25 protein-coding genes and 1 pseudogene are annotated in these 26,360 nt (G+C 34.3%); 2 read left to right on the top strand and 24 right to left on the bottom strand.

Annotation, left to right across the window (positions count from 1 at the left end; genetic code table 11):
• The first annotated feature begins 213 nt into the window (after nucleotides 1–213).
• Nucleotides 214–1,574 (top strand): IS3 family transposase gene (locus DJ93_RS30685; RefSeq protein ID WP_117288019.1). Its coding sequence is split into 2 segments (ribosomal slippage): nucleotides 214–670 and nucleotides 670–1,574, totalling 1,362 coding nucleotides; the frame shifts between segments, so codons are not numbered across the junction.
• A gap of 57 nt (nucleotides 1,575–1,631) precedes the next feature.
• On the opposite strand, the gene DJ93_RS15795 is transcribed toward DJ93_RS30685, so the two are convergent.
• The 24 genes and pseudogenes from DJ93_RS15795 to DJ93_RS15675 form a co-directional block, all read right to left on the bottom strand.
• A complete protein-coding gene (locus DJ93_RS15795; protein ID WP_042981821.1) occupies nucleotides 1,632–2,837 on the bottom strand; it encodes an NAD(P)-dependent malic enzyme in 1,206 nt (401 codons plus the stop codon).
• Nucleotides 2,838–2,903: 66 nt separating this feature from the next.
• On the bottom strand, nucleotides 2,904–4,232 hold the full coding sequence (locus DJ93_RS15790) for a 2-hydroxycarboxylate transporter family protein (RefSeq protein WP_374937185.1): 1,329 nt from the start codon (nucleotides 4,230–4,232) through the stop codon (nucleotides 2,904–2,906).
• Nucleotides 4,233–4,371: 139 nt separating this feature from the next.
• Nucleotides 4,372–5,079 (bottom strand): response regulator, encoded by a 708-nt coding sequence (locus DJ93_RS15785; protein ID WP_042981819.1) that lies wholly within the window; start codon nucleotides 5,077–5,079, stop codon nucleotides 4,372–4,374.
• Complete coding sequence (locus DJ93_RS15780; protein WP_042981818.1) at nucleotides 5,076–6,680, bottom strand: sensor histidine kinase; 1,605 nt, start codon at nucleotides 6,678–6,680, stop codon at nucleotides 5,076–5,078. The genes DJ93_RS15785 and DJ93_RS15780 overlap by 4 nt, the downstream gene beginning before the upstream one ends.
• A 264-nt stretch (nucleotides 6,681–6,944) precedes the next feature.
• Complete coding sequence (locus DJ93_RS15775; RefSeq protein ID WP_042981816.1) at nucleotides 6,945–7,472, bottom strand: GrpB family protein; 528 nt, start codon at nucleotides 7,470–7,472, stop codon at nucleotides 6,945–6,947.
• 70 nt (nucleotides 7,473–7,542) lie between these two features.
• Nucleotides 7,543–8,304, bottom strand: coding sequence for a C39 family peptidase (locus DJ93_RS15770; protein WP_042981815.1), 762 nt, complete (start codon nucleotides 8,302–8,304; stop codon nucleotides 7,543–7,545).
• A 21-nt stretch (nucleotides 8,305–8,325) separates the two neighbouring features.
• Entirely contained in the window at nucleotides 8,326–9,147 is an 822-nt protein-coding gene (locus tag DJ93_RS15765; RefSeq protein WP_042981813.1) for a hypothetical protein, read from the bottom strand.
• Nucleotides 9,144–9,368 carry a hypothetical protein gene (locus DJ93_RS15760; RefSeq protein ID WP_042981811.1) on the bottom strand — a complete coding sequence of 75 codons (225 nt, stop codon included), beginning with the start codon at nucleotides 9,366–9,368 and terminating at the stop codon, nucleotides 9,144–9,146. The genes DJ93_RS15765 and DJ93_RS15760 overlap by 4 nt, the downstream gene beginning before the upstream one ends.
• A gap of 61 nt (nucleotides 9,369–9,429) precedes the next feature.
• Nucleotides 9,430–10,701 (bottom strand): sensor histidine kinase, encoded by a 1,272-nt coding sequence (locus tag DJ93_RS15755; RefSeq protein WP_042981810.1) that lies wholly within the window; start codon nucleotides 10,699–10,701, stop codon nucleotides 9,430–9,432.
• Nucleotides 10,698–11,369: a response regulator transcription factor gene (locus DJ93_RS15750; protein WP_042981809.1), complete on the bottom strand. Its 672-nt coding sequence runs from the start codon at nucleotides 11,367–11,369 to the stop codon at nucleotides 10,698–10,700. The genes DJ93_RS15755 and DJ93_RS15750 overlap by 4 nt, the downstream gene beginning before the upstream one ends.
• Before the next feature lie 412 nt (nucleotides 11,370–11,781).
• Nucleotides 11,782–12,486 (bottom strand): metallophosphoesterase family protein, encoded by a 705-nt coding sequence (locus DJ93_RS15740; RefSeq protein ID WP_042981806.1) that lies wholly within the window; start codon nucleotides 12,484–12,486, stop codon nucleotides 11,782–11,784.
• A gap of 417 nt (nucleotides 12,487–12,903) precedes the next feature.
• On the bottom strand, nucleotides 12,904–14,280 hold the full coding sequence (locus DJ93_RS15735; protein WP_042981805.1) for an ABC transporter substrate-binding protein: 1,377 nt from the start codon (nucleotides 14,278–14,280) through the stop codon (nucleotides 12,904–12,906).
• A gap of 27 nt (nucleotides 14,281–14,307) precedes the next feature.
• Entirely contained in the window at nucleotides 14,308–15,129 is an 822-nt protein-coding gene (locus tag DJ93_RS15730) for a carbohydrate ABC transporter permease (RefSeq protein WP_042981804.1), read from the bottom strand.
• Complete coding sequence (locus tag DJ93_RS15725) at nucleotides 15,126–16,058, bottom strand: carbohydrate ABC transporter permease (RefSeq protein ID WP_042981802.1); 933 nt, start codon at nucleotides 16,056–16,058, stop codon at nucleotides 15,126–15,128. Before DJ93_RS15725 ends, DJ93_RS15730 begins: the two co-directional genes overlap by 4 nt.
• Nucleotides 16,058–17,155, bottom strand: a complete 1,098-nt coding sequence (locus DJ93_RS15720; protein ID WP_042981801.1) for an ABC transporter ATP-binding protein — start codon at nucleotides 17,153–17,155, stop codon at nucleotides 16,058–16,060. Before DJ93_RS15720 ends, DJ93_RS15725 begins: the two co-directional genes overlap by 1 nt.
• Nucleotides 17,148–17,717 (bottom strand): glycerol-3-phosphate responsive antiterminator, encoded by a 570-nt coding sequence (locus DJ93_RS15715; protein WP_042981800.1) that lies wholly within the window; start codon nucleotides 17,715–17,717, stop codon nucleotides 17,148–17,150. The genes DJ93_RS15720 and DJ93_RS15715 overlap by 8 nt, the downstream gene beginning before the upstream one ends.
• A 323-nt stretch (nucleotides 17,718–18,040) precedes the next feature.
• Nucleotides 18,041–18,721: pseudogene (locus tag DJ93_RS15710) on the bottom strand (GNAT family N-acetyltransferase).
• Between the two features lie 260 nt (nucleotides 18,722–18,981).
• The gene (locus DJ93_RS15705; RefSeq protein ID WP_117287950.1) at nucleotides 18,982–19,812 is read right to left on the bottom strand and encodes an ankyrin repeat domain-containing protein; all 831 of its coding nucleotides are present in this window, start codon (nucleotides 19,810–19,812) and stop codon (nucleotides 18,982–18,984) included.
• Nucleotides 19,785–20,717: an alpha/beta hydrolase family protein gene (locus DJ93_RS15700; RefSeq protein ID WP_042981799.1), complete on the bottom strand. Its 933-nt coding sequence runs from the start codon at nucleotides 20,715–20,717 to the stop codon at nucleotides 19,785–19,787. Before DJ93_RS15700 ends, DJ93_RS15705 begins: the two co-directional genes overlap by 28 nt.
• 153 nt (nucleotides 20,718–20,870) lie before the next feature.
• Nucleotides 20,871–21,593 carry an ABC transporter ATP-binding protein gene (locus DJ93_RS15695; RefSeq protein WP_374937184.1) on the bottom strand — a complete coding sequence of 241 codons (723 nt, stop codon included), beginning with the start codon at nucleotides 21,591–21,593 and terminating at the stop codon, nucleotides 20,871–20,873.
• Nucleotides 21,563–22,375: an ABC transporter permease gene (locus DJ93_RS15690; RefSeq protein WP_042981796.1), complete on the bottom strand. Its 813-nt coding sequence runs from the start codon at nucleotides 22,373–22,375 to the stop codon at nucleotides 21,563–21,565. The genes DJ93_RS15695 and DJ93_RS15690 overlap by 31 nt, the downstream gene beginning before the upstream one ends.
• An 80-nt stretch (nucleotides 22,376–22,455) precedes the next feature.
• Nucleotides 22,456–22,962 carry a nitrous oxide reductase accessory protein NosL gene (locus DJ93_RS15685; RefSeq protein ID WP_042981795.1) on the bottom strand — a complete coding sequence of 169 codons (507 nt, stop codon included), beginning with the start codon at nucleotides 22,960–22,962 and terminating at the stop codon, nucleotides 22,456–22,458.
• The gene (locus DJ93_RS15680) at nucleotides 22,962–24,236 is read right to left on the bottom strand and encodes a right-handed parallel beta-helix repeat-containing protein (protein ID WP_042981793.1); all 1,275 of its coding nucleotides are present in this window, start codon (nucleotides 24,234–24,236) and stop codon (nucleotides 22,962–22,964) included. Before DJ93_RS15680 ends, DJ93_RS15685 begins: the two co-directional genes overlap by 1 nt.
• Before the next feature lie 142 nt (nucleotides 24,237–24,378).
• Nucleotides 24,379–24,633 (bottom strand): hypothetical protein, encoded by a 255-nt coding sequence (locus DJ93_RS15675; protein WP_042981792.1) that lies wholly within the window; start codon nucleotides 24,631–24,633, stop codon nucleotides 24,379–24,381.
• Between the two features lie 403 nt (nucleotides 24,634–25,036).
• Between DJ93_RS15675 and DJ93_RS15670 the strand changes: the two genes are divergently transcribed.
• Nucleotides 25,037–26,344: a CitMHS family transporter gene (locus DJ93_RS15670; protein WP_042981790.1), complete on the top strand. Its 1,308-nt coding sequence runs from the start codon at nucleotides 25,037–25,039 to the stop codon at nucleotides 26,342–26,344.
• The last annotated feature ends 16 nt before the right edge of the window (nucleotides 26,345–26,360 follow it).

The raw sequence follows: 26,360 nt of genomic DNA, 5'->3' as shown, positions 1-26,360 counted from the left end.
AAAAAAGTGATGGAAGTTATTGTAGCAGTGACTGAGGTTTTAATTAATGGTAAACAAGTTGCAATGGAATTAAATAAATAATGAAGGAGAATAAATAATCGCTATACTTCTTCATTATTTTGATTTCTTATCTCCTAAAAAAGCAGTGCCTTTCTAAAATGAACTGCACCCCAATTGTTAGACACCGTCTAACAATTGGAGGTGCAGTTTTTTATGACTAAATTTAATTCAGAACAGAAAATAAATGCTGTAATACGTTATCAAAATGGAAATGAAAGTATATGGGATATTGCGAAATCATTTGGTGCGAATTATGAAGTCGTTCGAATGTGGGTAAAGCAATTTGAATCTCACGGAATACATGCATTTAAAAAAGGCTATACATCCTATTCCATGGAGTATAAACTAGACGTACTTAATTATATGAATGAGAATGGGACGTCTCCAAATGAAACAGCCGTTATTTTTAATATTTCTTCACCTGCACTTATTAGAAAATGGCGCACTCAATTACGTACACAAGGAATAGACGCCCTTGCATCAAAGAAGAAGGGGCGTCTATCCATGACCAAAAAAAATCCAAAATCAATCCAAAATCAAACACCAGCTGAAGGATCAGTCGAGGAGTTACAAGCTGAGTTAGAGCGTTTACGTATGGAGAATGCTTATTTAAAAAAGTTGAATGCCTTAGTTCAAAACAAGGAAAAATCACCAAACAAGACAAATCACAAGTAGTCTATGAACTGAGGAACGATTTTTCGGTGAAAGCACTTCTGAAATTAGCAGAGATTCCACGCAGCACGTACTATTACTGGGTAAAAAACTTTAATCGCCCAGATAAAGATAGAGAATTAAAAAACCTAATTCAAACGATTTATGACGAGCACGAAGGTCGCTATGGATACCGTCGTATTCGTGATGAATTGACGAATCAAGGACACAAAGTCAACCATAAAAAAGTTCAGCGAATCATGAAAGAATTAGGTTTGAAAAGCCTAGTTCGTATGAAAAAATATCGCTCTTATAAAGGGAAAGTAGGTAAGATTGCGCCAAATATTTTAGAACGTAACTTTATAGCTGAAAAGCCTAACGAAAAGTGGGTTACAGACATAACAGAATTTAAATTATTCGGCGAGAAGCTCTATCTATCACCGATGTTAGATTTATTTAACGGGGAGATTATTACTTATACAATCGGTTCAAAACCAACCTATTCACTTGTTTCGAAAATGTTAGAGAAGTCCTTTCAACGATTAACAAAAGAAGATGAACTCTTGATTCACTCGGATCAAGGTTGGCATTATCAAATGAAGAAGTATCGTCATGCCCTACAAGAACATAAAATTACTCAAAGTATGTCTCGCAAAGGGAACTGTTACGATAATGCGGTTATTGAAAGTTTTTTTGGTATTATGAAATCTGAATTTCTTTATCTCAAAGATTTTGAGAGTATAGAACACTTTAAACAAGAACTTGAAAAATATATCGATTATTATAATCACAAACGAATTAAGGCGAAATTAAAGGGCGTGAGTCCGGTACAATACCGAACTCACGCCCTAACAGCCGCTTAATGAAATAACATGTCTAACTTTATGGGGTCAGTTCAAAAAAGGCACTGCTTTTTACTATTATTTTAAATAACTCGGCATTTTCGTAATTTGCGCTACTCCCGATTCAATAGCTGCCTTCGCTACTGCTTCTGCAACACTTGGGACAACTCTTTTATCTAATGGATTTGGAATTACATAATCTGCACTGCGTTCTTCATCCGTAATAATGTTAGCGATCCCATATGCTGCGGCTAATTTCATTTTTTCTGTAATGTCTGTTGCGCGTACATCTAATGCACCACGGAATATACCAGGGAATGCTAATACATTATTTACTTGATTCGGATAATCAGAACGACCAGTTCCTACTACAGCTGCCCCAGCTTCTAGTGCATCCTCTGGGAATATTTCTGGAATTGGATTCGCCATTGCAAACACAATTGGTTTTTCATTCATCGTCTGTACAAGTTCTTTCGTTAATACGTTAGGAGCAGATACACCAATGAAAATATCAGCCTGATGAATCGCTTCTTTTAACGTTCCACGTACATGTTCTCGATTTGTTCTCTTTGCAACTTCTACTTGTGCTTCGTTCATCCATTGTTCACCTTCACAAACAATACCTTCTAAACTTACTAATGTAATATGGTTCGCTCCAGCTTTTAATAATAATTTTCCAATTGCAATCCCTGCAGAACCCGCACCGTTAATAACAATTTTCACGTCATCCATTTGTTTACTTACAACTTTTAATGCATTAATTACAGCTGCTAACACAACGATAGCTGTTCCATGCTGATCATCATGAAATACAGGAATATTCGTTTCTTCTTTTAAGCGTTTTTCAATTTCAAAGCAACGTGGTGCTGCAATATCTTCTAAATTAATTCCTGCAAATGTAGGCTCTAAATTTTTCACAAGGGTAACGATTTCATCTACATCAGTCGTGCCTAAACATAATGGGAAAGCATCTACATTCGCAAATTTCTTAAATAAAATACTTTTTCCTTCCATGACAGGCATAGCTGCTTTCGGTCCAATATTTCCCAAACCTAGTACCGCTGTTCCATCTGAAACGACTGCTACCATATTACCGCGTGCTGTATAGTCATAAACTGTTTCTTCATCTGCTGCAATTGCTTTACAAGACTCTGCTACCCCTGGTGTATAAGTCAAACTTAAATCATCTGCTGTATTCACTTCTACCTTACTTGTAATTTCAATCTTCCCTACTAACTCTTTATGCAATAATAACGATCTCTCATTAATTTGATTTTCTAGCATATTTATAATCTCCCCTTAATTTGACAAGCTAGCTATATTTATATAGCTAGCTTGTTTGACCATAATTTATGAAAACATCTTTAATAAAATTGTCGCTGTTACAACCATTGCAGCGCCACCTAAACGCGTTGAAATTTGTGCAAATGGCATTAATTCCATACGATTTGAAGCTGATAAAATGGCAACATCTCCAGTTCCACCTAAACCACTATGACATCCTGTTACAATCGCTGATTCAACTGGATACATTTTCATAACTTTCCCTATAAGAAAACCTGACGCTACCATTGTAAGAACAACCGATGCACACACAACAACATATCCTACAGAAAGAACTGCTGCTACATCTTTTAACGGAATATATAGCAATCCTAAACCGACCATTAGCGGCCAAGTTAAATTCTTTGAAATAAATTTATATAAGTGAAATGCCCCTTGTTCCATTTTTGCTGGCATTAATTTAAAGTACTTCACAAGTGCTGCTGAGAAAATCATAATGATTGCCCCTGGAATACCGATGAATTTAGAAGCAAATCCTCCGAAGATGAAGAACGTACATGCAATCAACAAACCTGCTCCCATTAATGAGAAATCAATCGGCTTTTCTGCATTTTGCTCTTTTAATAGCTCTGCTTGATTATCTGTTTTTACTAATACACCATTCCCACTAAGCTCAGGTTTCTTCTCACCTAAACGCTTCATATACCCTGCACTCACGATTGCGAACATATTTCCGATAATAGCCGCAGGAATAAGTTGTGACACGAATGTTGCTGATGATTCATTTAAAATATCACTGTAAGCTAATGACAATGGTAAAATCCCTTCTCCAATACCACCACTCACGATTGGTACAATAATAAAGAAGAATGTCTTCTTCATTTCAAATCCAAATAATGAACCAACTAGTAGACCAACTGCGATAGAAGCTAATGTCCCTACAACTAAAGGAATAAACATTCTAACGAATCCTTGCACTAAAACTTTACGATTCATTCCTAAAATACTTCCTACTACTAAACAAGAAATATATAAATATAAAAAGTTCGACTTTTTCATTAACATAGTTGCAGCTTCCATTGAAGCTGGATTCATCCAATTAAAAAATACAAGCAGCGATGGAATAAACAATGAAAGAATTGCTGGTCCTCCGATATTTTTTAAAATTGGAATCCTCATTCCAATATCACCTAAGAAAATCCCCATAATCATAATGACTGCAAATCCACCAATCATATCTGCCGGCAACTTATTATATACAGATGCTCCATAAATAACAGCTGCTAACACAAGATATAATGGTAAAGGTATAACACCAATTTTAATATTCATAATTTTAGAAGCGAAAGATTCTCTTTTTAATTCTGTTCCTTCTGATAATGATACCGCTTCCATGTTATTTCGAATTCCCATGTGGCACCTCCTTATATTCTTATAACAATATTAAAACGCTTCCAATAGTAAAAATAGTTTTTGTAAGTTTTGTAACTGATTTTGTAATTAAAAAAAGTATAAGCGGCTTACATTAAGCCGCTTATACATACAAATCTATTTTATTTTGATCAATACATCTTAATTTACTCACTGGTCTTCCTACATGTTGATACACCATTTCATTTTCTAGCACTCCAATTTCAGTCAAAAACATTACATACTTCCGAATAGAAACTCTTGAAATCCCTACTAATTGCGCCATTTCCTCCGTTGTAAATGCTTGTCCATGAAGCGATTCGATTTGTTGCCAAATTAGTTGTAAAGTTTGCTTTGTTAATCCTTTTGGGAGCTCTTTAGTGACAAGGGACTCTCTTTTTTCTTTTTGTAAAATGAGCGAATCTAATTCCGATTGACTAATTTTTTGTTGCTCTTTCATAAAAGTAAGTTTTTCTCGATATACAGTTAATGCCTCTTTAAATCGTTCAAATGTAAATGGTTTAATTAAATAATCTACAACTCCATATTGTAACGCTTTTTTGATACTTCCCATATCATGTACAGCCGAAATCATCATAATATCAATTTCTTTTTCTTGATTCCGAATATACATTAATAGCTCAAATCCGGTCTCCTCAGGCATAAAAATATCAAGTAATATGAAATCCACAAGTGATGTTTCTAATATTTTTATCGCTTCTTTTACGGAATTAGCTACATGAACAAGTTCAAACCCTCCCACTTGCTCTAAATAATGCGTATTTAACATTGCTACCATTGGATCATCTTCTACAATTAAAACTTTAATCATCGTTGTCTCTCATCCCTACTTTTAGGTATTTCAATTGTTATTGTTGTTCCTGTTCCTAACAATGATTGAAAATGAATTTCTCCATTTATTCGCTGTAGACTTTCTTTTACAAGGTGCAAGCCATAACCGCGATTATCGCCCTTTGTAGAGTAACCTTTTATAAATAATTTATCGAGCGTATCTTCTGGTATCCCATTCCCTGTATCTTGTACTGTAATAATTAATGTATCCCCATATTGTATTCCAACTTCAACCTGCTGCTTCTCACAATTCATCACTGCGTCTAATGCATTATCGATTAAATTTCCAACAATCGTGATAAGTTCATGAATGATACTTTCATCATATATTTCTGGTAAGTAAGAACCTTCATCTATAATTAACTTTATATTTTTCTCTCTAGCATAGCTAAGTTTACCTAGTAAAAAACCAGCAAATACTGGGCTTTTAATTTTTTTCATAACCCCACCAATTTCATATTGATGCTCTGATACCATACTACTTACATATTTTTGAAGTTCTTCATACTGTTTCATATGTGTAAGTCCTAATACAACATGCATTTTATTCATAAATTCATGGGATTGTGCCCGTAATGCTTCCGCATATAGCTTGATACCGGTTAGTTCCTCTGCCAATTTTCTAATCTCTGTTTTATCACGAAATGTTGCAATCACGCCAACTATTTCTCCTTTTACATATAAAGGAACACGATTTGTAACAATCGTAATTCCATAAATATTTTGTTCTTCGTTTAATTGTACCTCGCCTGTTTGCAACACTTCTTTTATACGTGAATTCGGCGTATACAATTCAACATCTTTACCGATAAACTCTTCTTTAAGTCCACTTTTCTTAAATAGCCGTTTTGCTTCATTATTAATTAAAGTTACTCTCGCCTCTTTATCTACAGCAATAATACCTTCTTTTACAGATTGTAGCATCGTATTTCTTTCTTCTAAAATTTTCGCTATCCTATGCGGCTCAAGACCAAATAAAATTTTCTTTATATGTCTAGCTAGCAATATCGCTCCTATAATTCCAACTAATATTCCAACACCAACACCGATATAAATAATATGTCTACTTTCTTTCACTCTCTCTTTCACATTATCAGCTGAAATGCCAACAGCGACCGCACCAAGTTGCTCACCTGTGTCAGCAAAAATAGGTACGAATACTCGCATAGAAATCCCTAAAGTTCCTTCTGCTAACGAGACGTGTTCCTTGCCCTTCAATACAGTTCCTTCATCCCCTCCAACAAAATGATGACCTATTTTTTGAGGGTTTGGATGAGATTTTCGTATTCCATCCATATCCATAACTACAATAAATTGAACATCCGTATTCTTTAATAACTTGTTTGTATACGTTTGAATTTCGGATATATCCGTCCTTCCTGTCAAACCTTCAATGACAACTGAAGAACTTGCTACAATACGTGCAATTGTTTTTGCCTTTTCTGCTTGGCTTTCTTCTGTCGTTCGTTCAACGTTATGGCTAATTAAAATATCTGTTACGAGTAAAGAAAAGATTACAACTGTACATACTAATAATGTAATCGTTTTCCATAAATTCAATAATTTTTTCCTCTTTTTCATCCCTTCATTGACTCCCCTAGTTCTTCTACGCCATCTTTCGTAAATAAAAAATAAGTAAGCTGATATTATAAGTCTAACCTTACTTATTTGATGTTATTATACTTTAAATTTACTCGTCATTTCTTGTAGTTTTTCTACCGTCTCTTCTAAGTTTTAATTAGCTAAACTAATTTATTCCATAATAAAAAATAAAATAAGAGAAATTCAATATAACAAGTATACTGAATTCCCCTTATTTTTCGTTTTGAAAATCTAATATTGTCATTACTTCCCCTTCTTAAAAACACTTCTCACAAAGCTTTCTTTATGATCTATATACTCTTTTATCCCAGTCGAACATTTCTTTATATAATTTAATTTTAAGTTTACATACTCTACTTTCGCTTCTTCATTCGAATTCATATAATCTCTAAAAAAAATTAAATTACTCCAAAGTTCTTTTTCATACTCAACTAAATGAACATAGTGTGCAAGCTTTTGAAAAGAAGAATCTGTGAATTTAGCAAAGACAATTTCATCTGGCCGTTTTACTTTCAGTCTCAAAAATCCTATTGTGTTAAGCCCCTCTATAATGAACTTGTCCACTGAACTTAAATCGTCTACAGCCACTACTACATCTATAACCGGCTTAGCTAACATTCCTTCAATAGCTATACTACCAATATGTTCTATACGATTAGCTTCTATATTCGTACTTGCTTGTATATCATTTTTCACTTGACAAAATTCTTTTTTCCATTCGTCCGTATAACTGACTAATTTAATTTCATCTCCCTTTAATCCTAACTCCATATCCCTTCTCCTTTGCAATAAGTATGAGGTAATAGAGCTTCTCTTTTACAAATCCTAATTCCTTCCTAATTCACTTAGGATTTTTCACATAACTAAGCGCTTGACTCCCCATTTGTACCCACGCCTTTTCAAAATCCTCTCGCGGCACACTTACATTTGGTGCATCGCTAAGTGGATCCTGAATATATACGGATTCCTTATCATACCCAACAAGGAGAACACAATGTTCATTATAAGTAATAGAAACTTCTCCTGCACTTGTTTCCCACACTGTAAATTCATCTTCATCTAACGGAGCATACGTTGCATTTGTAATCATTACTACAGGACTTCCTTTTTTCACATTCTTATAAATTTCATCTATATTTTCCCCTGTTAAATCAATAGCTTGATTCGGCAAATATTGTTTTGCTAATTGGAAGAGTGGCCCGTGATATACACCGTATCCCGATTCAGAAAACGTATATATATTCCCTACGAATCCTTCATTCGGATTTCCTCTTACACTATCATCTGAAAAAGCAACTTTCTTTATTTCATTTGCTAATGTCATTTTATCAATGGAAACACCTGCGTACTGTAACATCATCGCTAAACTTGTCACTTCACAGCCTCGATCTAGCTCTGGCAATTGCTGAATAAAAGGTACATTTGGTAAGCTGACTTTTTCATTATCATTATTACTGGATACTATTCGTTTTTGGCTTTGTACAGTTGGTAATGTTAAGCTTTTCACTTTCTCTACATACTTTGTAAACTCATTTGTGTATACGCTCCATATTGCCGCACCTAATGCAATCATACATATATACAACTTCCACTTTCGTGTCATTCTTTTATTCTCACGTCCTCTTTAATTCGTTAAATACGAATAAAATGCATCCGCATCTGTTTGAACAGTAGGAATAAAATTAAGCTCTTTTCCCTTTTCAGGCTGTTCTTTTTTTATCTTCTCCGCTAAATCTTGAACATTCAAATTCGTTCTATCCATACCAAGCTCATCTGCTATTTCTATTACTTTTTGCTCATTGATTTCCCTTAATACTTGATAAATATCTTTACCGTATAGATCAATATGATATTTTTTTGCTTCTTCCTGCACTTTTTGTTCATACACTTCTTGTGCTAAATCTTCTATCTCTTTTCCTTTTTGAGAAATCCCTAACTTATCTGCTTCTTCTCTTACTTTCGTTCCATAGATTTCTTCTGCAATTTCTTCTATTTCTTTTCCTTCTGTTGAAACACCAAATTCACCTGCCTCATTATTAATCTTGATCGTATTAATTTGATTTATTAAATTCACAATGGATGTATTATCTATTGATATTCCTAGTTTTAACGCTTCTTGTTTCACCTTTGCTTCATAAATTTCTTCTGAAAGAATTCCAACATCTTTTCCCTCGATTGAAATTCCTAACTGCTTCGCTTCTCTTCCTACTTCAGTTTCATGAATTTCTTTTTCTAACATAAGTTGCTCTTTTCCATCCGTTTCAATTCCTAGTTTTTCTGCTTTCTCTTCTGTATGCATTGCATGTATTTCCCCATTATTTAATTGTTCTTTACTGCGCTGTGAATAGTTCGTTTTCTCTTTTGACGTTTCAGAAGGAGAGGCACCTCCTAATATACTTAAACTCATTGCTCCAATAGCGCATACCGTCATCATTTTCTTTTTCAACCTCTTCCGCCTCCTTCTCGTTTCTTATAACGCCACATTTTTTCACGCTTTCTCTTCCATGTTTCCCATAAAATTTCAAATGATATACATAGGCCTGCTGCTGTGAACAGTACCATTGCGATTAAACCAACTAATCCCGAATGGAATTGGCGCATTGTTCGTGATAGCAAACCAAATTGATTATTCTCTTCCCTTTGCCAAACTGTTCTTATGGTATACATTTTATAAAGCGTTCCTTAACTTTCCCTTAAAAAAAGACGATCTTGACAAACAAGATCGTCTTCATACTCTTTGATTTTTTGGAAAAACCACTTCAAAACAAGTACCTTCTCCTAACGCGCTCTCTACTGATATTCTCCCAAGATGTTTTTCTACAATCCAACTAGCAATTGAAAGCCCTAACCCAGCTCCTTCTGATGTACTTCTTGCCTTATCTCCTTGATAAAAACGGTCAAATAATTTCGGAATATCTTCTTCCTTAACTCCAATTCCGTCATCTTTCACCTGTATACGAATCAAGCTACTAGTATGTGTACATTCAATTTGAATATATCCACCTTCATTCGTATATTTCATCGCGTTGTCCAATAAAATAACCATCATTTGATGAATTCTCTCTCTATCACCAATAAACGATATCCCATGTTCTACTTTTAACGTCATCGCTTTTTCTTGATAGGAAGCAATTTCTTTATATGGCTCTACTACTTCTTCCAACAGCTTACCCATTTCAAATTTTTTCTTATCCATCTCGATTTGATTAGAATCAGAACGTGCTAACAATAATAAATTAGCAACAAGCTTAGATAACCTTCTACATTCCTTTGAAATTGTAGAAATATCCATCGCTTTTTCTTCTATCGTCGCGGACGGTGATTGAAATAATACATCTGTTTTTGATTGAATAACTGCAAGTGGTGTCCTTAATTCATGTGATGCATCAGAAACGAACTGCTGCTGTTTCTCCCACGAATCACGAATAGGTACAAGCGCGCTACCAGCTAAGAAAAAGCCGATACCTATTGCACATAGACTTCCTATACTGCAACCTATTATAAGAATTAGTAATAATGTGCGAAGTACTTCTTTTTCAGTTGTTGTTTCACGTAATATTTGAAATGTAACGTTCTCTCCAAACCGTGTAGTTCCGTGAACTGCTCCAGTTCTATAACTTCTTCCTTTTATTTCTATATCATAAAAATCTCCAACTTTTTTTGGAAATAACCTAGTTTGATTTTCTTCAAAAAAGCTACGATCTCGAGATTTTGGTTCTATCCCTTGCAACTGATTATTTTCATTCCATACCAATAATGAAACCCTTGAATCTCCTATACGTAAATCTCTATTTAATTCAAATTGAGCGGGACCCTGGCGCTTTTCTCTTGTTAGCTTCATAATAAATTCTCTTATCGATCCATCTACTCCATTGTAAATTTGATTATATGTATATGAATAAACTAAACTTCCCAATATCCCAATTAATATAATAAACACTAACGAATTTAATATAGTAAGACGAATACGTGTCTTTTGAAATAAACTTCCCTTTTTCATTGTTCTTGTAATATATATCCAATACCGCGAACGGTTTGAATATCTTTCTGATAACCAAATTTTTCTAATTTTTTACGTAAGTGATGTACATATACTTCAACAATCGCTACCGTTGTATCGGAATCAAATCCCCAAACACGATCAAAAATTTGTTCACGCATTAAAATTTTTCCGCTATTTTGAATGAGATATTCTAACAATTCATATTGTTTTAAAGTTAGTTTAATTAGTTCTCCATCTACCTGTACATCTTTTTCTTTCCCAAATAATTCAATTCCTTTATAACGAATTGTCTGCCTTGTTGTTAAACTACCACTTCTTCGTAGTAAAGCGCGAATTCTCGCTTTAAGTTCTGGTGCTTGAAATGGTTTAACTATATAATCGTCTCCGCCAAAATCTAATCCTTTTACTCGATCTTCTAAAGAATCTTTCGCTGTCAAAAATAGGACTGGCGTCTCAATCTTTTCATCACGTATTTTTTGAATGACTTCAAATCCATCCATCCCTGGCATCATTACATCAAGCAAAATTGCATCATAAATATTTTGGAGTGCCAAAAACAATCCATCTTCCCCATTCATCGCTGTATCTACTTCAAACTCATCACGTAAAATTTGTACAATTGACTCTAATAAAGGAGCATGATCTTCCACTACTAATAAGCGCATCAACTTTCCTCACCTTTCTCTACTTTATTAAAATTTGTGATGAAACTTCTTTTGCATCCATTATACTACTTCTCTTAATGGCAAAAGAAAGCGGTCGCAATATGCGATCGCTTTTTTAATTATTTATATATGCGTGTTTGAATTGGGTGCAATTTCGAAGCTTTATTTGCCAAAAATACACAAACACCAACTAATAATAAAAATAAACATGCTAATACCGCAACTGGGAGAGAATATGAAATCGTCATACTCGTAGACACCGAAAGAAGTTTCCCCACTAATCTTCCGAACGAACTTAATTCAACTGCTTCACCCTTCTTCTCTATCAATGTTCTATATGTGAGGCTTATATTATAAAATCTATTTCTTAACTTTCCCTTAAAAAGAGATAAAAATCCCACCTTATCTCTTTTTAAGCTTTTACTACATATACTTGTTCACTTGGTAATTCTAAGCAATTTAACTGGCCACCATATACAGCCCCGCCGTCAATACCTATAATACGATTACCCCCAAAATATACATCACAATTATCATTGCCATGAAGTGTCTTAGTTTCCGTATGTCCAAATATGACAACCTTCTCACCATTATATCTACTATGAAACTCATTCCGTATCCACATTAACGTATATGGTTCGGATTCAGAAACTGGTTTCGTCGGCTCAACACCAGCATGTACAAATATGTAATCTTCTGTTTCAATATAGTGATCTAATTCTTGAATAAACTTTAAATGCTCTTCTAATAAAAGAGATTGTAAAATCGGCTTTTGGAAGGCTTCCTCATTTACCGCAATATCTTCCTCTACAAAACCGTAACTATACAATGTTTTATCTCCACCATTTCTCTTTACCCAATGGTTCCATGAATGTTCTTCATCAGTCGTTAACGCTTTAATCATCATATCTTCATGATTCCCTTTTAAAACTAAAGCTCCCTCTTCTTTTAACTCTTTCACCTTTTCAATTACAGCACACGCATTTGGACCACGATCTACATAATCCCCTAGTAAAATTAACTGGTCCTGTTTCATATCATATCGCGCTTCTTTCAACAACTGTTCAAACTTTTCTATCTCTCCATGAATATCACTAATAACAAGTATTCTCTCCATTTCTTTCCCTCTTTCTAAACCAATCTATTTCTAATTATAGAATAAAACATCAGAAATTTCTGAATTAAAATATTAAATAGCATTACTATTACAAATAAACCTATTTTCCTTACAACACTGTAAGTCTCTTGTCATCCAATTGGATAGTTGTAACAATAACATTTCACTATACTAAAAGTAAGAAATGAAACAAAAACAAGGAGAGATTAGAGATGAAAAAAGTGATGGAAATTGTAGTAGCAGTGGCTGAGGTTTTCGTAAATGGTAAACAAGTTGCAATGGAGTTAAATAAATAATGAGAAGAACAAGATTCATTCTAAACCCTTTACTCATATAAAGAGATAAGAGTTCAGCATTTCTTTGATCCCTTATCTCCCTAATAAGAAAGCCGTATCTTTAATAAGATACGGCTTTCTTTTATTTTTGACTTGTACGAGCTGAAATGCTGATTGCTCTGTCTGTTGTTTTTGCTGCTTCGTCTAACGCTTCTTTACTGTTCTTTCCGTCATACATTGCTTCTAATGCTTTCACAACTGCATCTCTTGATTCTGGGAATACACTAATTAATGCTCCTTGGGTTGCTGAAGATTGTTTTGTTGCTTGTAATTGCTCTACTGTTACTTTTAACTGTGGATACTTTTCATATTGTTCTTTTACTAAGGGCTCATTATATGCATCTGGATTAATTGAGAAATAGCCTGTTGCTGTATGCCATTTTGCTTGTACATCTGGTTTCGTTAAATATTTCATAAAGTCCCAAGCACCTTGTTGTGTTTCTTCTGAAACCATGTTCGTCATCCATAATGATGCCCCGCCGATTACTACACCATTTTGCTTCGCATCTTCTGGATACGGAATATACGAAACGCCTACATTAAACTTAGATGCATCAATTAAGTCACGAACACCAGCTGAAGAATCCAAATACATCGCAACTTGTCCAGATTGGAATGCGGCACGAATATCGTCCCAACTTGCTCCATACATTCCGAGCGTACCAGCCTTATTCAATTCATCTAATAAGCCGAATACTTTTTGTCCTTCTTTTCCGTTAAATACAGCCTTAGTCGCTGCATCTTTACGTCCATTTTCTTTATCTACATATAGACCGCCTTGTGTCGCTAATAATTCTTCAAAGAACCAACCATAGTTCAACATCGAAAATCCATATTGTTTTACATTTCCTCCTTCTTTAATTGTTAACTTCTTCGCAGCCTCTTTTAATTCAGCATACGTTTTCGGCGCTTTCTCTGGATCTAATCCAGCTTTTGCAAAAGCGTCTTTATTGTAAATTAACACTGGTGTAGATGAATTAAATGGTATAGAATACATTTTCCCATCAACTGAGTAATAATTCGTAATTGCTTTTTCTAATTTTGACGTATCATATTTATCTTTTTTAATCCAGCTATCAATTGGAGTGATTTTTTTACTATCAATCATATATTTCGTTGTAATTTCACTCGATTGAACAAGAGCTGGAGCTTCTTTCGTTGCTGATATCGTTTTGAATTTCGTTAAAGATTCTTCATATGACCCTTGAAACTCTGCCTTTATTTCGTATTTATTTTGTGACTTATTGTAGTCTGCAACAAGCCCATCTAATACACCTTGTGTTTTTCCACCCATCGCATGCCAAAAACGAATTACAGTTTTGTCGCCGTTTTTTTCAACTGGAGCCACTGTTTCCTTCGCCTCAGATTTCCCTTCTGTTTTACTACTGGAACAAGCTGTAGCTGTTAATGCCATTGTAGCTGCCATTAACAGAGCAGCACCTTTTTTTAATAAACTCATCTCAATCCCACCTTTTCCTATGTATGCTTATTTAATTGCACCTTTTGTTAACCCTTGTTGCAGTTGCTTCTGTCCTAAAAATAGTAAAATTAATGTTGGAATGACGATAACAGTGACGCCAGCCATTACACTTCCCCAATCTGTTGCAACTTCTTGAGACTGGAGCTGCTTCACACCAATTTGTACCGTTCTTACTTTTTCATCTGTTGTCACTAGAAGTGGCCATAAATACATATTCCATGTTGTTAAAAAACTATATACTCCAAGCGTAATAAAACTCGTTTTACAATACGGAATTACAACGCTGAATAAAAATCTTACGTTTCCGATTCCTTCAATAAATGCTGCTTCCTTCAGCTCATTCGGCAGCGTCATAAAATGTTGACGTAATAAGAAAATACCGAAAGCTGTTGCAAAAAATGGAACCGTCATCCCAGCAAAACTGTTGATCCATCCGAAGTTTTGAATCGTTAAGAAATTGGGTACCATCGTTGCTTCCCACGGAATGAGCATTGTTGAAATAAATAGAAAAAAGATGAAATTTCTGCCTTTAAAATGCAGGAATACAAAGGCATAAGCCGCTAAACTTGATACGATAAGTTGCCCAAGCATTACAACTGTCGATACAATCAAACTATTATACAAGTACGAAAGAAGCGGTACTTTTTGAAAGATATTCACGAAATTATCAAAAGTAAATTGAGTTGGAAGTATCCTTCTCATTTGAATATCTTCCGGTGTCATAAAGCTTATTAAAAATGCATACAGTACAGGAAAAAAGACCATTACTGCACTAATGATAAGCAGTGTATATAAAAGGACGTTTTGTTTCCATTTCTTAACGATCATTTATAATGCACCTTTCTCTCTGCAAACTTAAATTGAAGTAGTGTTGCAATGAAAATAAAGATAAACAAGACCATTGCTTGTGCACTCGCTGTCCCAAATTGATGATTTACAAATGCCTCTTTATAAATCGAGTACACTATTAAATTTGTTGCATCATTCGGTCCACCATGTGTTAAAATATCGATTTGTCCAAAACTTTGAAATGCACTAATTAAAGTGACTGTTACGATAAAAAATAAAGTTGGTGATAACATAGGTAGCGTAACACGGCGAAGCTTATATAAATAACTAGCGCCATCAATAGATGCACTCTCATATAAAGATGTATCAATATTTTGTAACCCACCTAATAGAACTAAAAATGCAAATCCTGTATTTACCCATACTGTTGTAACCGATACAGAAAACAACGCCCAATCCGGACTCGTTAACCATGCGATTGCAGGAAGATTCATAGCACCTAGTATGTTATTAAATAGCCCTACACTTGAATGAAACAAAAATAACCAAATCACTGCACTTGCTGCTACTGATATACCCATTGTTGAAGAGAATAACACTCGAAACAATCCATTCCCTTTTATTTTTTCATTTGCAATTAACGCCAGGAATAAAGCAAATACAATGCTAGTCGGCACTGTATAAAGAACAAATAATAAAGTCGACTTTACACTTTTGTAGAAAACAGGATCAGAGAATAAATATTGATAATTTTCTAACCCAACAAAGAGATTCGCCTCTCCATGTATATCTGTTAAATAGAAACTGTAGTAAATCGTCCTAAATAGCGGATAGAAAAGAAAAATTGAAAACAATACGATAGATGGTGCTAAAAATAATAATCCTGTTCTTAAATCTTTCGTCCTTCCCCATAATTCCTTCTTTTTTGACACTTTTGTTTGAACTGGTAACTTCCCTACTTCAATCATTATTTCGCCACCACTTTCAACTCTTCTTCATCTACTACTTGCAGTCTTTCATTCGTATCATTATGAAAGAAACATAGTTTTTCTTTCGGGAATAATAATTTTACTTTGTCACCTTTTTTCAATAATAGTTGTCCAATTACTTTAGCACTCCATGTCTCCCCATTTACTATGAAGTTCAAAATAGATTCGTTTCCTAATACTTCTACCGATTGTAATACAACTTCTTGTCCTTCCTCAGACAATACAATATGCTCAGGACGAATACCTATACGTACATTCCCTTCCAGTAATTGTTTCAATTGTCCCGTAGAAAGCGGAATTCGCAATTCACCAACACATAACATCCCCTTTTCTTTATCTACTTTTCCATTATTAATATTCATAGATGGGGAACCGATAAAGCTTGCTACAAATTCATTTGCTGGATAATTGTATATATCCAGCGGTGTTCCTACTTGCTGTATACTTCCTTTATTTAAAACCATAATACGATCTCCCATAGTCATCGCTTCAATTTGATCGTGAGTAACGTAAACCATTGTAATTCCTAATCGTTGTTGAATTTCTCTAATTTCAATTCGCATTTGAGCACGTAATTTTGCATCTAAATTTGAAAGAGGCTCATCCATTAAACAAATTGGAGCGTGACTCACAATCGCCCTTGCCAATGCGATTCGCTGTCTTTGTCCACCGGATAATTGCCCCGGCTTCATTTTGACATACTCTTTCAACCCTACCATCTCAACAGCTTCCATCAATCGTTTTTGGCGCTCTTCTTTTTGCACCTTTTTTACCTTTAAACCGAACAAAATATTTTCTTCTACAGATAGATGGGGATATAAAGCATAGTTTTGAAATACCATCGATAAATTTCGATTTTTCGGTTCTAAATCATTTGCAACATGTTCATTAATAAGTAAATCTCCAGAAGAAATTTCTTCCAAACCAGCAATCATTCGTAATAATGTACTTTTTCCACATCCAGAAGGGCCAACTAAAACAAAGAATTCTCCTTGACGAATATGAACCGATACATCTTTAACTGCTGTTTCTTCTGAGTTTTTATATACTTTCGATACATTTCTTAATTTAATCACAAGCTTGCACCCCTTTTTCCTCTTGTAACCATACTTCACAATGACTCGTTGAAATTGCACTTGCTCCTGCCCGAATTGCAATTTCCGCATCTTCTCTCGTTTGAATCAGCCCGCCTGCAATAATAGGAAATTCTATTTCTTCTGCTAGTTGTTTAATAATAGAAGGCATAATACCAGGCATAATCTCTACTGCATTCGGTTTAGTCGTTTTACAATTTTCAATTGATTTTGTTAAAGATAATGTATCAACAATGAAAATACGTTGAATGGTCTTTAATCCAATCTTATTTGCATTTCGAATGGTAGAACCTTTCGTAGAAATAATGCCTTGTGCACCAATTACGTCCTGAATAAACAAGAGTGCTTCTTCTGTATTCGTATTTAATCCTTGTATAAAATCACAATGAAGAAATACATCATGTCCATTTTTTTGTAATTCATATACACGTTCTGGTAACTCAAGCATTGAACCTGTCATAAGAAAAACTGTCTTCGGCAATTTTTTATATGTTTTATATCCCTCCCAATCTTTTATCATCGCTATATAACATTCTTCAAACATTGATTCCACCTAGCTTTTCTATTTTTATCCAAACTAAAAACACCTACTTACATAGAACGTCTGTCTCCTTATTTGAACTCTAGAAAATAGAGCACACTTAAGAATACGGTACGTTATATGTAAGCGGGTGTTCTCAAATGTTCTCTACCCTAGTTATTTTGTTACTTTTACTATATTACGTATTTATTAAGTTAGTTTTGATAGTTTGTTAATAAGGTGTTAATCGTATGTTAATATTCTCCATATATTTTTTACAATCATCTAGATATACGAGTAACAAAAATAAAAGTGCATCTCATATAAAGAGCAAATACAATTAAAATTCAAGTAATATGTACATTCATTCCATAGTTCATTAGTTTTAATTTTTTCGCCACTGCTTGTGAGGCGAAATTATCCCATGCAGTACTATAAAGAGGAATTCGTTTTTCTTCTTGTATTGATATAGCCCAGGCTGTAACAATATCAGAAGCGTAGCCTTTCCCTTGAAACTTCTGTAATGTTTCCACAATCGCCTCAGAAGCTACAGGCGTACTTCTTGCACTGCAGCATATAGAAACTACCTTTTCATTATCAAGAATTGCAAAGCAAGGTTTTCTCCATTCCAATTGCTCTAACAAATTAGGAAAATTCCCTCGCAGTACTTCTTTATTCTTCTCTGTTATTTATACTGTTCTAATTGGTTTATTTAAATTCTCTGTGAACATAAAAGCAGGACCTATCCAAATGTTCTCCACTTTCTTCTCTTCGTTTAATACGTTAATAATCTTTGCTAACTCTATGTAATTTGAACATGCTGGAATTAGTTTCTCAATCTCACTTACCGTATCGCTATTAAGATTATAATGATATCTTGTTATATTCCCACCACGAGTACAGCCAAGGAAAAAACGCGGTGCCTCTGGATTTCCAGGTTCATTTACGCTCTGCATTCTTCCTAATTGATCATGAACAAATAAAACCTCTGCCTGAATTGTTATCAATTCAAATTCCGAAAGCCTCATTTATACTCCCCCTAGTTGCTATGTGTACAAAGTTCATATAACGAACCTTTATATGTAATAGATACGGAAAAATCCTTTGTCTATTGCATCTTCTTTTTCAAATAGCTTTCCCTGCTCTAAACTATTTTTTTCATCACAAAAAAATCCCATTTAGATAAACATAGCTGAGTCCATTATGCCAAATGGTCTCTTTTTTCTGTCTATCTAAATGGGATAATGCTACGACCATTATTTTCTTAGTCTCTTATCTCACTCTTATATTATTCTGTAGGCTGTTGCTGCACCACTTCATTAGCTCCAGCTAACTTTAACATATTTACGATTTCTTTAAATCCTCTTTTTTCTGCATGTTGCAGGGGGGTAGTCCCTTCACGGTCAGCCATATTTACATCTGCTCCGTGATCGATAAGTAATTGAATAACCTTTTTATGATTGTCACTACCATTTCCTAAAGCAATTGCTTCTAACAACGCAGTCCATCCACGATCATTCTTATAATTCACATCAATATCTGTACGCTCTAATAACTCTTTTACCACTTCGACATGTCCACGCTCCGCTGCTGGAATAAGCGCTGTTCCTCCAGAACGAGTCGTTTCTTTCGTATTCGTTCCTGCATCAATTAATAGTTTTACAATATCTGTATACCCTTCTTTACTTGCATAAAGAAGGGGACTATTTTGCTTATCATCTTGAATTTCGATATCAGCCCCTGCACTAATTAGCGCTTTTACCGTCTCAACGTGGTTTTGATACGTTGCTGCAAGGAGTGGTGTTTCTCCTTTATCGCCCTCTACATTTATATTTGCTCCGTCTTTTATTAACTTCATAGCTGTTTCTGTATCACCAAGAGTCGCAGAAAGTAGTAATTGCTTATCCATTAAACTTATACTTTTTTCTTCTTTAACTTCTTCCTTTTCTTTATGCTTTTCTTGTTTTTTTTCATTTTTCACGTGAACCGGTTTCGATTCAGCTTCCTCTTGCTTGTCACAAGCCACTGTCATCATTAAAAGTCCTAATAACATACATAATAAAATTTTTTGTTTCCTCACAACTACAGCTCCTATGAAAGATAATGTCTTTTTAACCATTCCTTCATCACATGTAATAACTCTTCTTCAATAGATTTATCCATAAGCGACTTATATTCCTGCCTTAATCGAATCATCGTATGCTTATGTTCATACTTTCTCAAAATATGGTTCATGTTTGGAATGATATGCCACTCTGCCTCACCATTAACATATGAAGCAATTAGTTTAGCATGTTCAGGTGGTACTTGTACATCTTTGTCACCCGTAATCGCTAAAACAGGACACGATACTTGTTCTAAATATGTAACTACATTATATTGTAACTGTTCTCTTGGCGATTTTACACCTTTTATATTTAAAGCAAATTTTATTGGATTTTTCACTTTTTCTTTCATAATTTCATTTTGCGTTCTTATATATTGCGATATTTTTAAGGTTTTAATTAACCATCCCGTGAATCCATCCATCTTTTCTAGCTCATGGATTCCTTTCTCTCTCTGCTTTTCCAATAAAATATTTGATGGCTCTGCAGCCCCTGCAAGCAATACTAATCCAGCAACCGATTCTTTTGTACAAATAGCCGGTGCGAGCAAGGCACCTTCACCGTGCCCAACAATGATAACTTGTTTTGGATTTATTTGAGGGTGCTCTTTCAAAAATCGAACCCATAAAGTAGCGTCATCAATAAAATCAGTTACACTTGCTTTACAGTAATTCCCCTTACTCTTATAAGTACCTCGTTTATCGTAACGAAGAACTGCAAACCCTAAAGAAGTGAAATAATTAGCCAGTTCTCTATATAAGTTTACCTTTAAACTTCCTTTATTTCCATCCCGATCAAATTTCCCCCTATCGCCAATTAAGATGATAGCTGGATATGTTTCTGAATAATATGTAGGAATTGTTAATGTGCCTTGCATTGTAAACTCGCTTTCAACCATTACAAGTAATTTTTTACTCATCATCATTCTCTCCTCACTATTATTCATAAACTATATATTTTAAGGTCCAAAACCTTTCCTCATATATTTTATGTCCATGCCATGAACAATAAGAACTCATATATTATAAAAACAACTGCCTATTTCTAGGCAGCTGTTCTATAAACTATTTCGTTAGCCTCGATGAAGCTGTAATAGTTTCAATATTAAGCTTTCTATGTTTCCCTCGTTTCTTATTTCTTGTTCAATTTTACCTTCCTTCATAAAAAACACCACATCCCCAACCTCCGCTGCCACATCCATCATATGTGTTGAGAAAATTATAATTGTACCACTTCTTTTAAACCCCTTTAATAAAGTAACAAATTCATTTACCCAGTATGGATCTAGCCCATTTGTCGGTTCATCTAGTAACAATACTTTTGGCCTTGCAAGACATGCCTGTCCAAATAAAAGTCTTTGCCTCATACCTTTTGATAATCTATGTAAAGGTTCGCTTCTCTTTTCCTCTAACCCAAGCATTTTAATAACTTCCTCTATTCTTTCTTTACTTACATTTCGAAAAGCTGCATAAAATGCTAAAAATTCTTGTACAGTCATTGATTGCTGTGCATGAAAATCATCTGGCATATAACCGATTTCTGCTACGTATTGTTTTCTATTTTTATGTAATTCTATATCTCCTAGTTTCACTGTCCCAGCTGTAGGAATCGAAATTCCCGCTACTATATCAAGAAGAGTACTTTTACCAGCACCATTTCCACCGCATAATACGATACATTCTCCAACTTTACTTTGTAACGAAATAGGTGATAATGCTAATTTCTTTTTATACTGTTTACATACTCCATTAATTTGTAATATCGTCAACTCTTTCTTCCCCTTTCTATTCGCCATATCGCCAATAATAAGAAGATTGCTGTGTACATTGCACTATATATAAGAAGAACTATAACTACTGCTTCACTTTGAAGAAATATGACAAGTTGATCATATGATTGTCCAAATATTGCACCACCACCTAATTGAATAACAAATATAATTCGCAGTAGTTCAGCAGGATTACAAAATAATAAAATTTTCATAACCGGTACTATCATCGTATATGGAACAAAATTAAGAATACTAATTAAAGCTGTAGGCCACATCATAATTAGAAAAAACCATACTGCAATAGACATCCCTAATGCTTGCCATCTTGTTAAAGAAAATGCTCCAATTGTTACTCCTAAAACTACAAAAAAGAATATAAGAAAAATAGAGAATATATAAATCGCTAGCATCCAATAAATGTTGAATGCACTTCCACTTAACAATCCAATTACCACACTACTTCCAAAGCTAATTGTGAAAATAATTGTCTGGGCTATAAATTGTCCGATAGTTTTCCCTATTACATATGAAGATGTCTTTAAAGGATATGTACATAGAAGTCTCCATTTCCCATTTTCCATCTCGCTCGCAACCGAAAAGGATCCTGTAATTAACATAAATAACGGCACAATATATAAAATAAGGTTTAAAATTGTTCCTGTTGCATTTGTATATCCTACTAAAGACGGTATACTTCTCTCCATTAAAAATAATAAAGAAAGCATGGCAATCCAAAGTAATAAAAATGTATATGCAGACTTCTCTCTTACTGTACTACGCCATTCTGAATATAATATATTCCGCATATTATCAGCCTTTCTATAGAAAAAGACAACCGCCTAAGGTTGTCTTCTATCCAACTATTTATTCATGGTAACATCTCATATTAATGAGAATGTCCTCCATTATTACTTTTCTTCATTTTCCCCATCATATCTTTATTCATTTCCCATTTATGATCTGCTAGCTCTTTATACGAAAGGACTTTTCCAGTATGTTTAGATACGAAGCTTTCCGCATCTTTTTTATCTTTAAAAGAAATAACATTATAAGCCATCGGCGTTTTAATTGTTTTATCATATACATAAGTAGCTTTCTCTACCGAAACCCAATCTTTCGTGTCATAATCTCTTACAAACTTTTCTTTCGTTTTTTCATTTTTATGCTCGGCCATCCATTTATACATACAGCCAATATCATCAAATTTTAGAGCTTTTCCGTTTTCTAAAATAACCTCTGTTGCGAATTGATTATCCATTACTGCCATATTACAAACATCACACTTATCATTTTTTTCGTCAATTGCAACTGCTTTTGTATCCTTATTTCCGCACCCTACTACTGCAAATACGAAACATAAAGAAAGAACTAACAAAATATATTTTACTCGCATCAAGACTTCCTCCCTAAAAAGAACAATATACTCCCCACTAGTAACATACTTAAACTAATAATCCAAACGCGAAATTGAGATGCTACATCTTTTTCTATCTTTAAAAACTGCCCTCTCATACTCGGTTTATTATCTATTAATAGTGATTCATCTGGAATTTTTATTAAATGCTGTAAAATACGCATCCCAGGTGCTTGAAAAAACAACTGATATTCTGGAATATCTTTCGTTAACACAAGAAAAAATGAGTCTGCTTTATAAGGTATGATGCTAATATCTGTATGATTTACGTCTACTTTTAAAGATGCATCCCAATAGTTACGATGAATTATATTATCCGTACTTTTCGTAGCTTGAGATTCATTAACGTTTCCAAAAAAAGTATTTTCAGTTAACTCATTCTCATTTGCACCTTTAAACTGCAATCCAATAAAGTTATTTGCGACTTCATTTCTTATAATTTTATTGTTTTTTGCCTTTTCGACATAAATACCAACCCTATTGTTAGCAATTCTATTTTGTATCACTTCTGTTTCTATTGAATCGTACAGCAATACTCCTTGTGCATGAACATTTTTTCTATTATTTATAAACTGATTTCCCTTTACAATCGTTTTTTTCGTTCCCATAATCATCGCACCAGTCATATTTTCCTCTGATACATTATCACTAACAATCGTCCCATCAGAATACATAAGGTGTATACCGTAACGAGATTGCCAAATGGTGTTTTTCTTCAGTTGATTATGATCACTTTGTTCTAAATAAATACCATCTCGCATTCCTTTTATTTGGACATTTTCAATTTGATTTTGTTTCGACTGCCATAAATCAATTCCATTCCCATTTCCGTTTCCACTGATGCTACTATTCTTTATTTTTGCCTCTTTAGCATCCTCTATCTTAATCCCTATTTTTTTCGTATGAATTTCTAATTCACTCAAATTATGTCCAGTTCCTGAAACAAATATCGCTGCTGTTTCCTCTTCACTATTACACTGCTCTACTATTATTCGTTTAAGAGTAACCCTCTCTCCCTTTACTGTAATAGTAGGTTTATTGCCGCAAGAGCGAATTTTTGTATTGCGCTCTCCTTCTAATGTAATAGGCTTGGATATTTCAATCGTTTCATTATAAATATCATTCTCTAACTTTACCGTTCCATATGAGGGAGCCATATCAATTTGTGATTGGATTGTTGATTCAGCATGACTACTAATTGGGATAAAGAGTAATACAAAAAATAAGAGAAAAGAAAATTGAGTTATTTTCATATATGCTTCCCTTCTCCGAGTTTTATTCACTTACTCATCTAGGAGAATAACAAAGAATTGTGTGAGATTTGTGAAAAAAGAATGTGTTTTTTGTAATATATGGAATAAAAAAAGATGTGTAGTAATTTCTACACACCTCTTATCATTCACATCCAGTAATTATCAAATCATCTTCTATCTTAAGTAGTAATGTATTTGTATTGATTTCCTGACCGATTTCTATATTTACTAATCGAATATGTCCGCTAATCCCAACGGTGATTTCTTCTAACATACCATCGTTTTTTCGAATCATCATTAGTTTTTCCCATTCATAAACGTAAGAAGATTCATTAACGAAAATCTCTTCTACTTTTCCATCATACGAGCTATAAATTTCTTCAATCTTTTCTTTCATTCAAAATCTACTCCCTACTTCACGCTTCTCTATTTTCTCATTTATCCCGCATTAACGGACAGTAAGACCCCACCTCAAAATTCAGCGAAAGCAAAGAGGTTAGGCGGGAGATTAACTGTCCGTAAAAATCTGATTGGTGCGGGCTGATAATCAGTGGGGGAGAGAGCCCTCCACTGATTAAAGTTTCACTTTATTCTATCACTCTTGTAACAAACTAATTATCTTTTTAAAAATTCGAAATTAAACTCGTGAACAAAATGAACAAAATAGAAAATATGCTTCTAATGACTTTATTTTTCTATTTATTTACCATCCGTATTTCAACCTTTATGATAAATAAAAAAGTTTTTTCTGAATTTTTAATTTTTAATGAAAGCGCAATCATTTTAGAGGGGGAGATTACATGTTAGCATTACTTGGATTCGCAATGGTATTTGTCTTCATGTTTTTAATTATGACTAAGCGTATGTCAGCATTAGTTGCATTAATATTAATTCCAATCACTTTCGCATTAATTGGTGGTTTTTATGCAAATATGGGGCCTATGATGCTAGATGGAATAAAAAAATTGGCACCAACTGGTATTATGCTGATGTTTGCCATTTTATATTTCGGCATTATGATTGATAGTGGTTTATTTGATCCAGTCATTAGTAAAATTCTAAAAATTGTAAAAGGTGATCCTTTAAAAATCATTGTTGGTACAGCCATCCTTACTATCATCGTTTCATTAGATGGAGACGGTACAACAACATATATGATTACAGTTTCCGCAATGTATCCACTATATAAACGTCTTAGAATGAACCCGCTTATATTAGCTGGAGTCGTTATGTTAGGAGCAGGGATTACGAATCTTACACCTTGGGGTGGACCAACAGCTAGGGTTATGAGTGCACTTGGACTCGATGCTTCCGAATTATTTACACCGCTTATTCCAGGAATGATTGCTGGAGCAATTTGGGTTGTATTTGTCGCTTACTTTTTTGGAAAAAAGGAGCGAAAACGCTTAGGAATTATGGATATACAATATTTAAAGAAAGAGCAAATGACAATGGATGAACAAGCTGCAACAGTCGAAGCCGCAGCTTGTAAACGCCCTAAACTATTATGGATTAACTTCTTCTTAACAGCAGCCTTACTCGTTTGTCTTATTGTAGAAGTGATGCCGCTTCCTGTTTTATTTACAGTCGCTTTTGCTATCGCTGTTATGATTAATTATCCGAACTTAGAAGACCAAAAGGAACGTATTGCTTCTCATGCCGGAAATGTATTGGCGGTTGTCTCTCTAGTCTTTGCGGCTGGAGTATTCACTGGGATTTTATCTGGAACAAAAATGGTAGATGCAATGGCTAAAGGTGTAGTTGCTCTTATTCCAGATGCTCTCGGTCCACAACTTCCTATTATTACAGCTATTATTAGTATGCCTTTCACATTTTTCATGTCCAACGATGCTTTTTACTTCGGTGTATTACCTATTTTAACAAAAGCAGCTGCAACTTACGGAATTAGCGCAGCTGAAATGGGACGCGCTTCATTACTCGGACAACCTGTTCACTTACTAAGCCCACTCGTCGCTTCCACTTATTTACTAGTCGGAATGGCTAAAGTTGATTTTGGTGAACATCAACGCTTCACTTTACTTTGGGCTGTTGGAACGACACTTGTTATGTTGATCACTGGGATTTTAATCGGGATCATCCCAATTTAAATTGAAATAAAAAACA

Origin of the sequence: Bacillus clarus (genome assembly GCF_000746925.1) — a bacterium.
In the GTDB taxonomy this organism is placed as follows: domain Bacteria; phylum Bacillota; class Bacilli; order Bacillales; family Bacillaceae_G; genus Bacillus_A; species Bacillus_A clarus.
The sequence above is the reverse complement of the archived record's forward strand: the minus strand, read 5'-3'. Positions and strand labels throughout refer to the sequence as shown.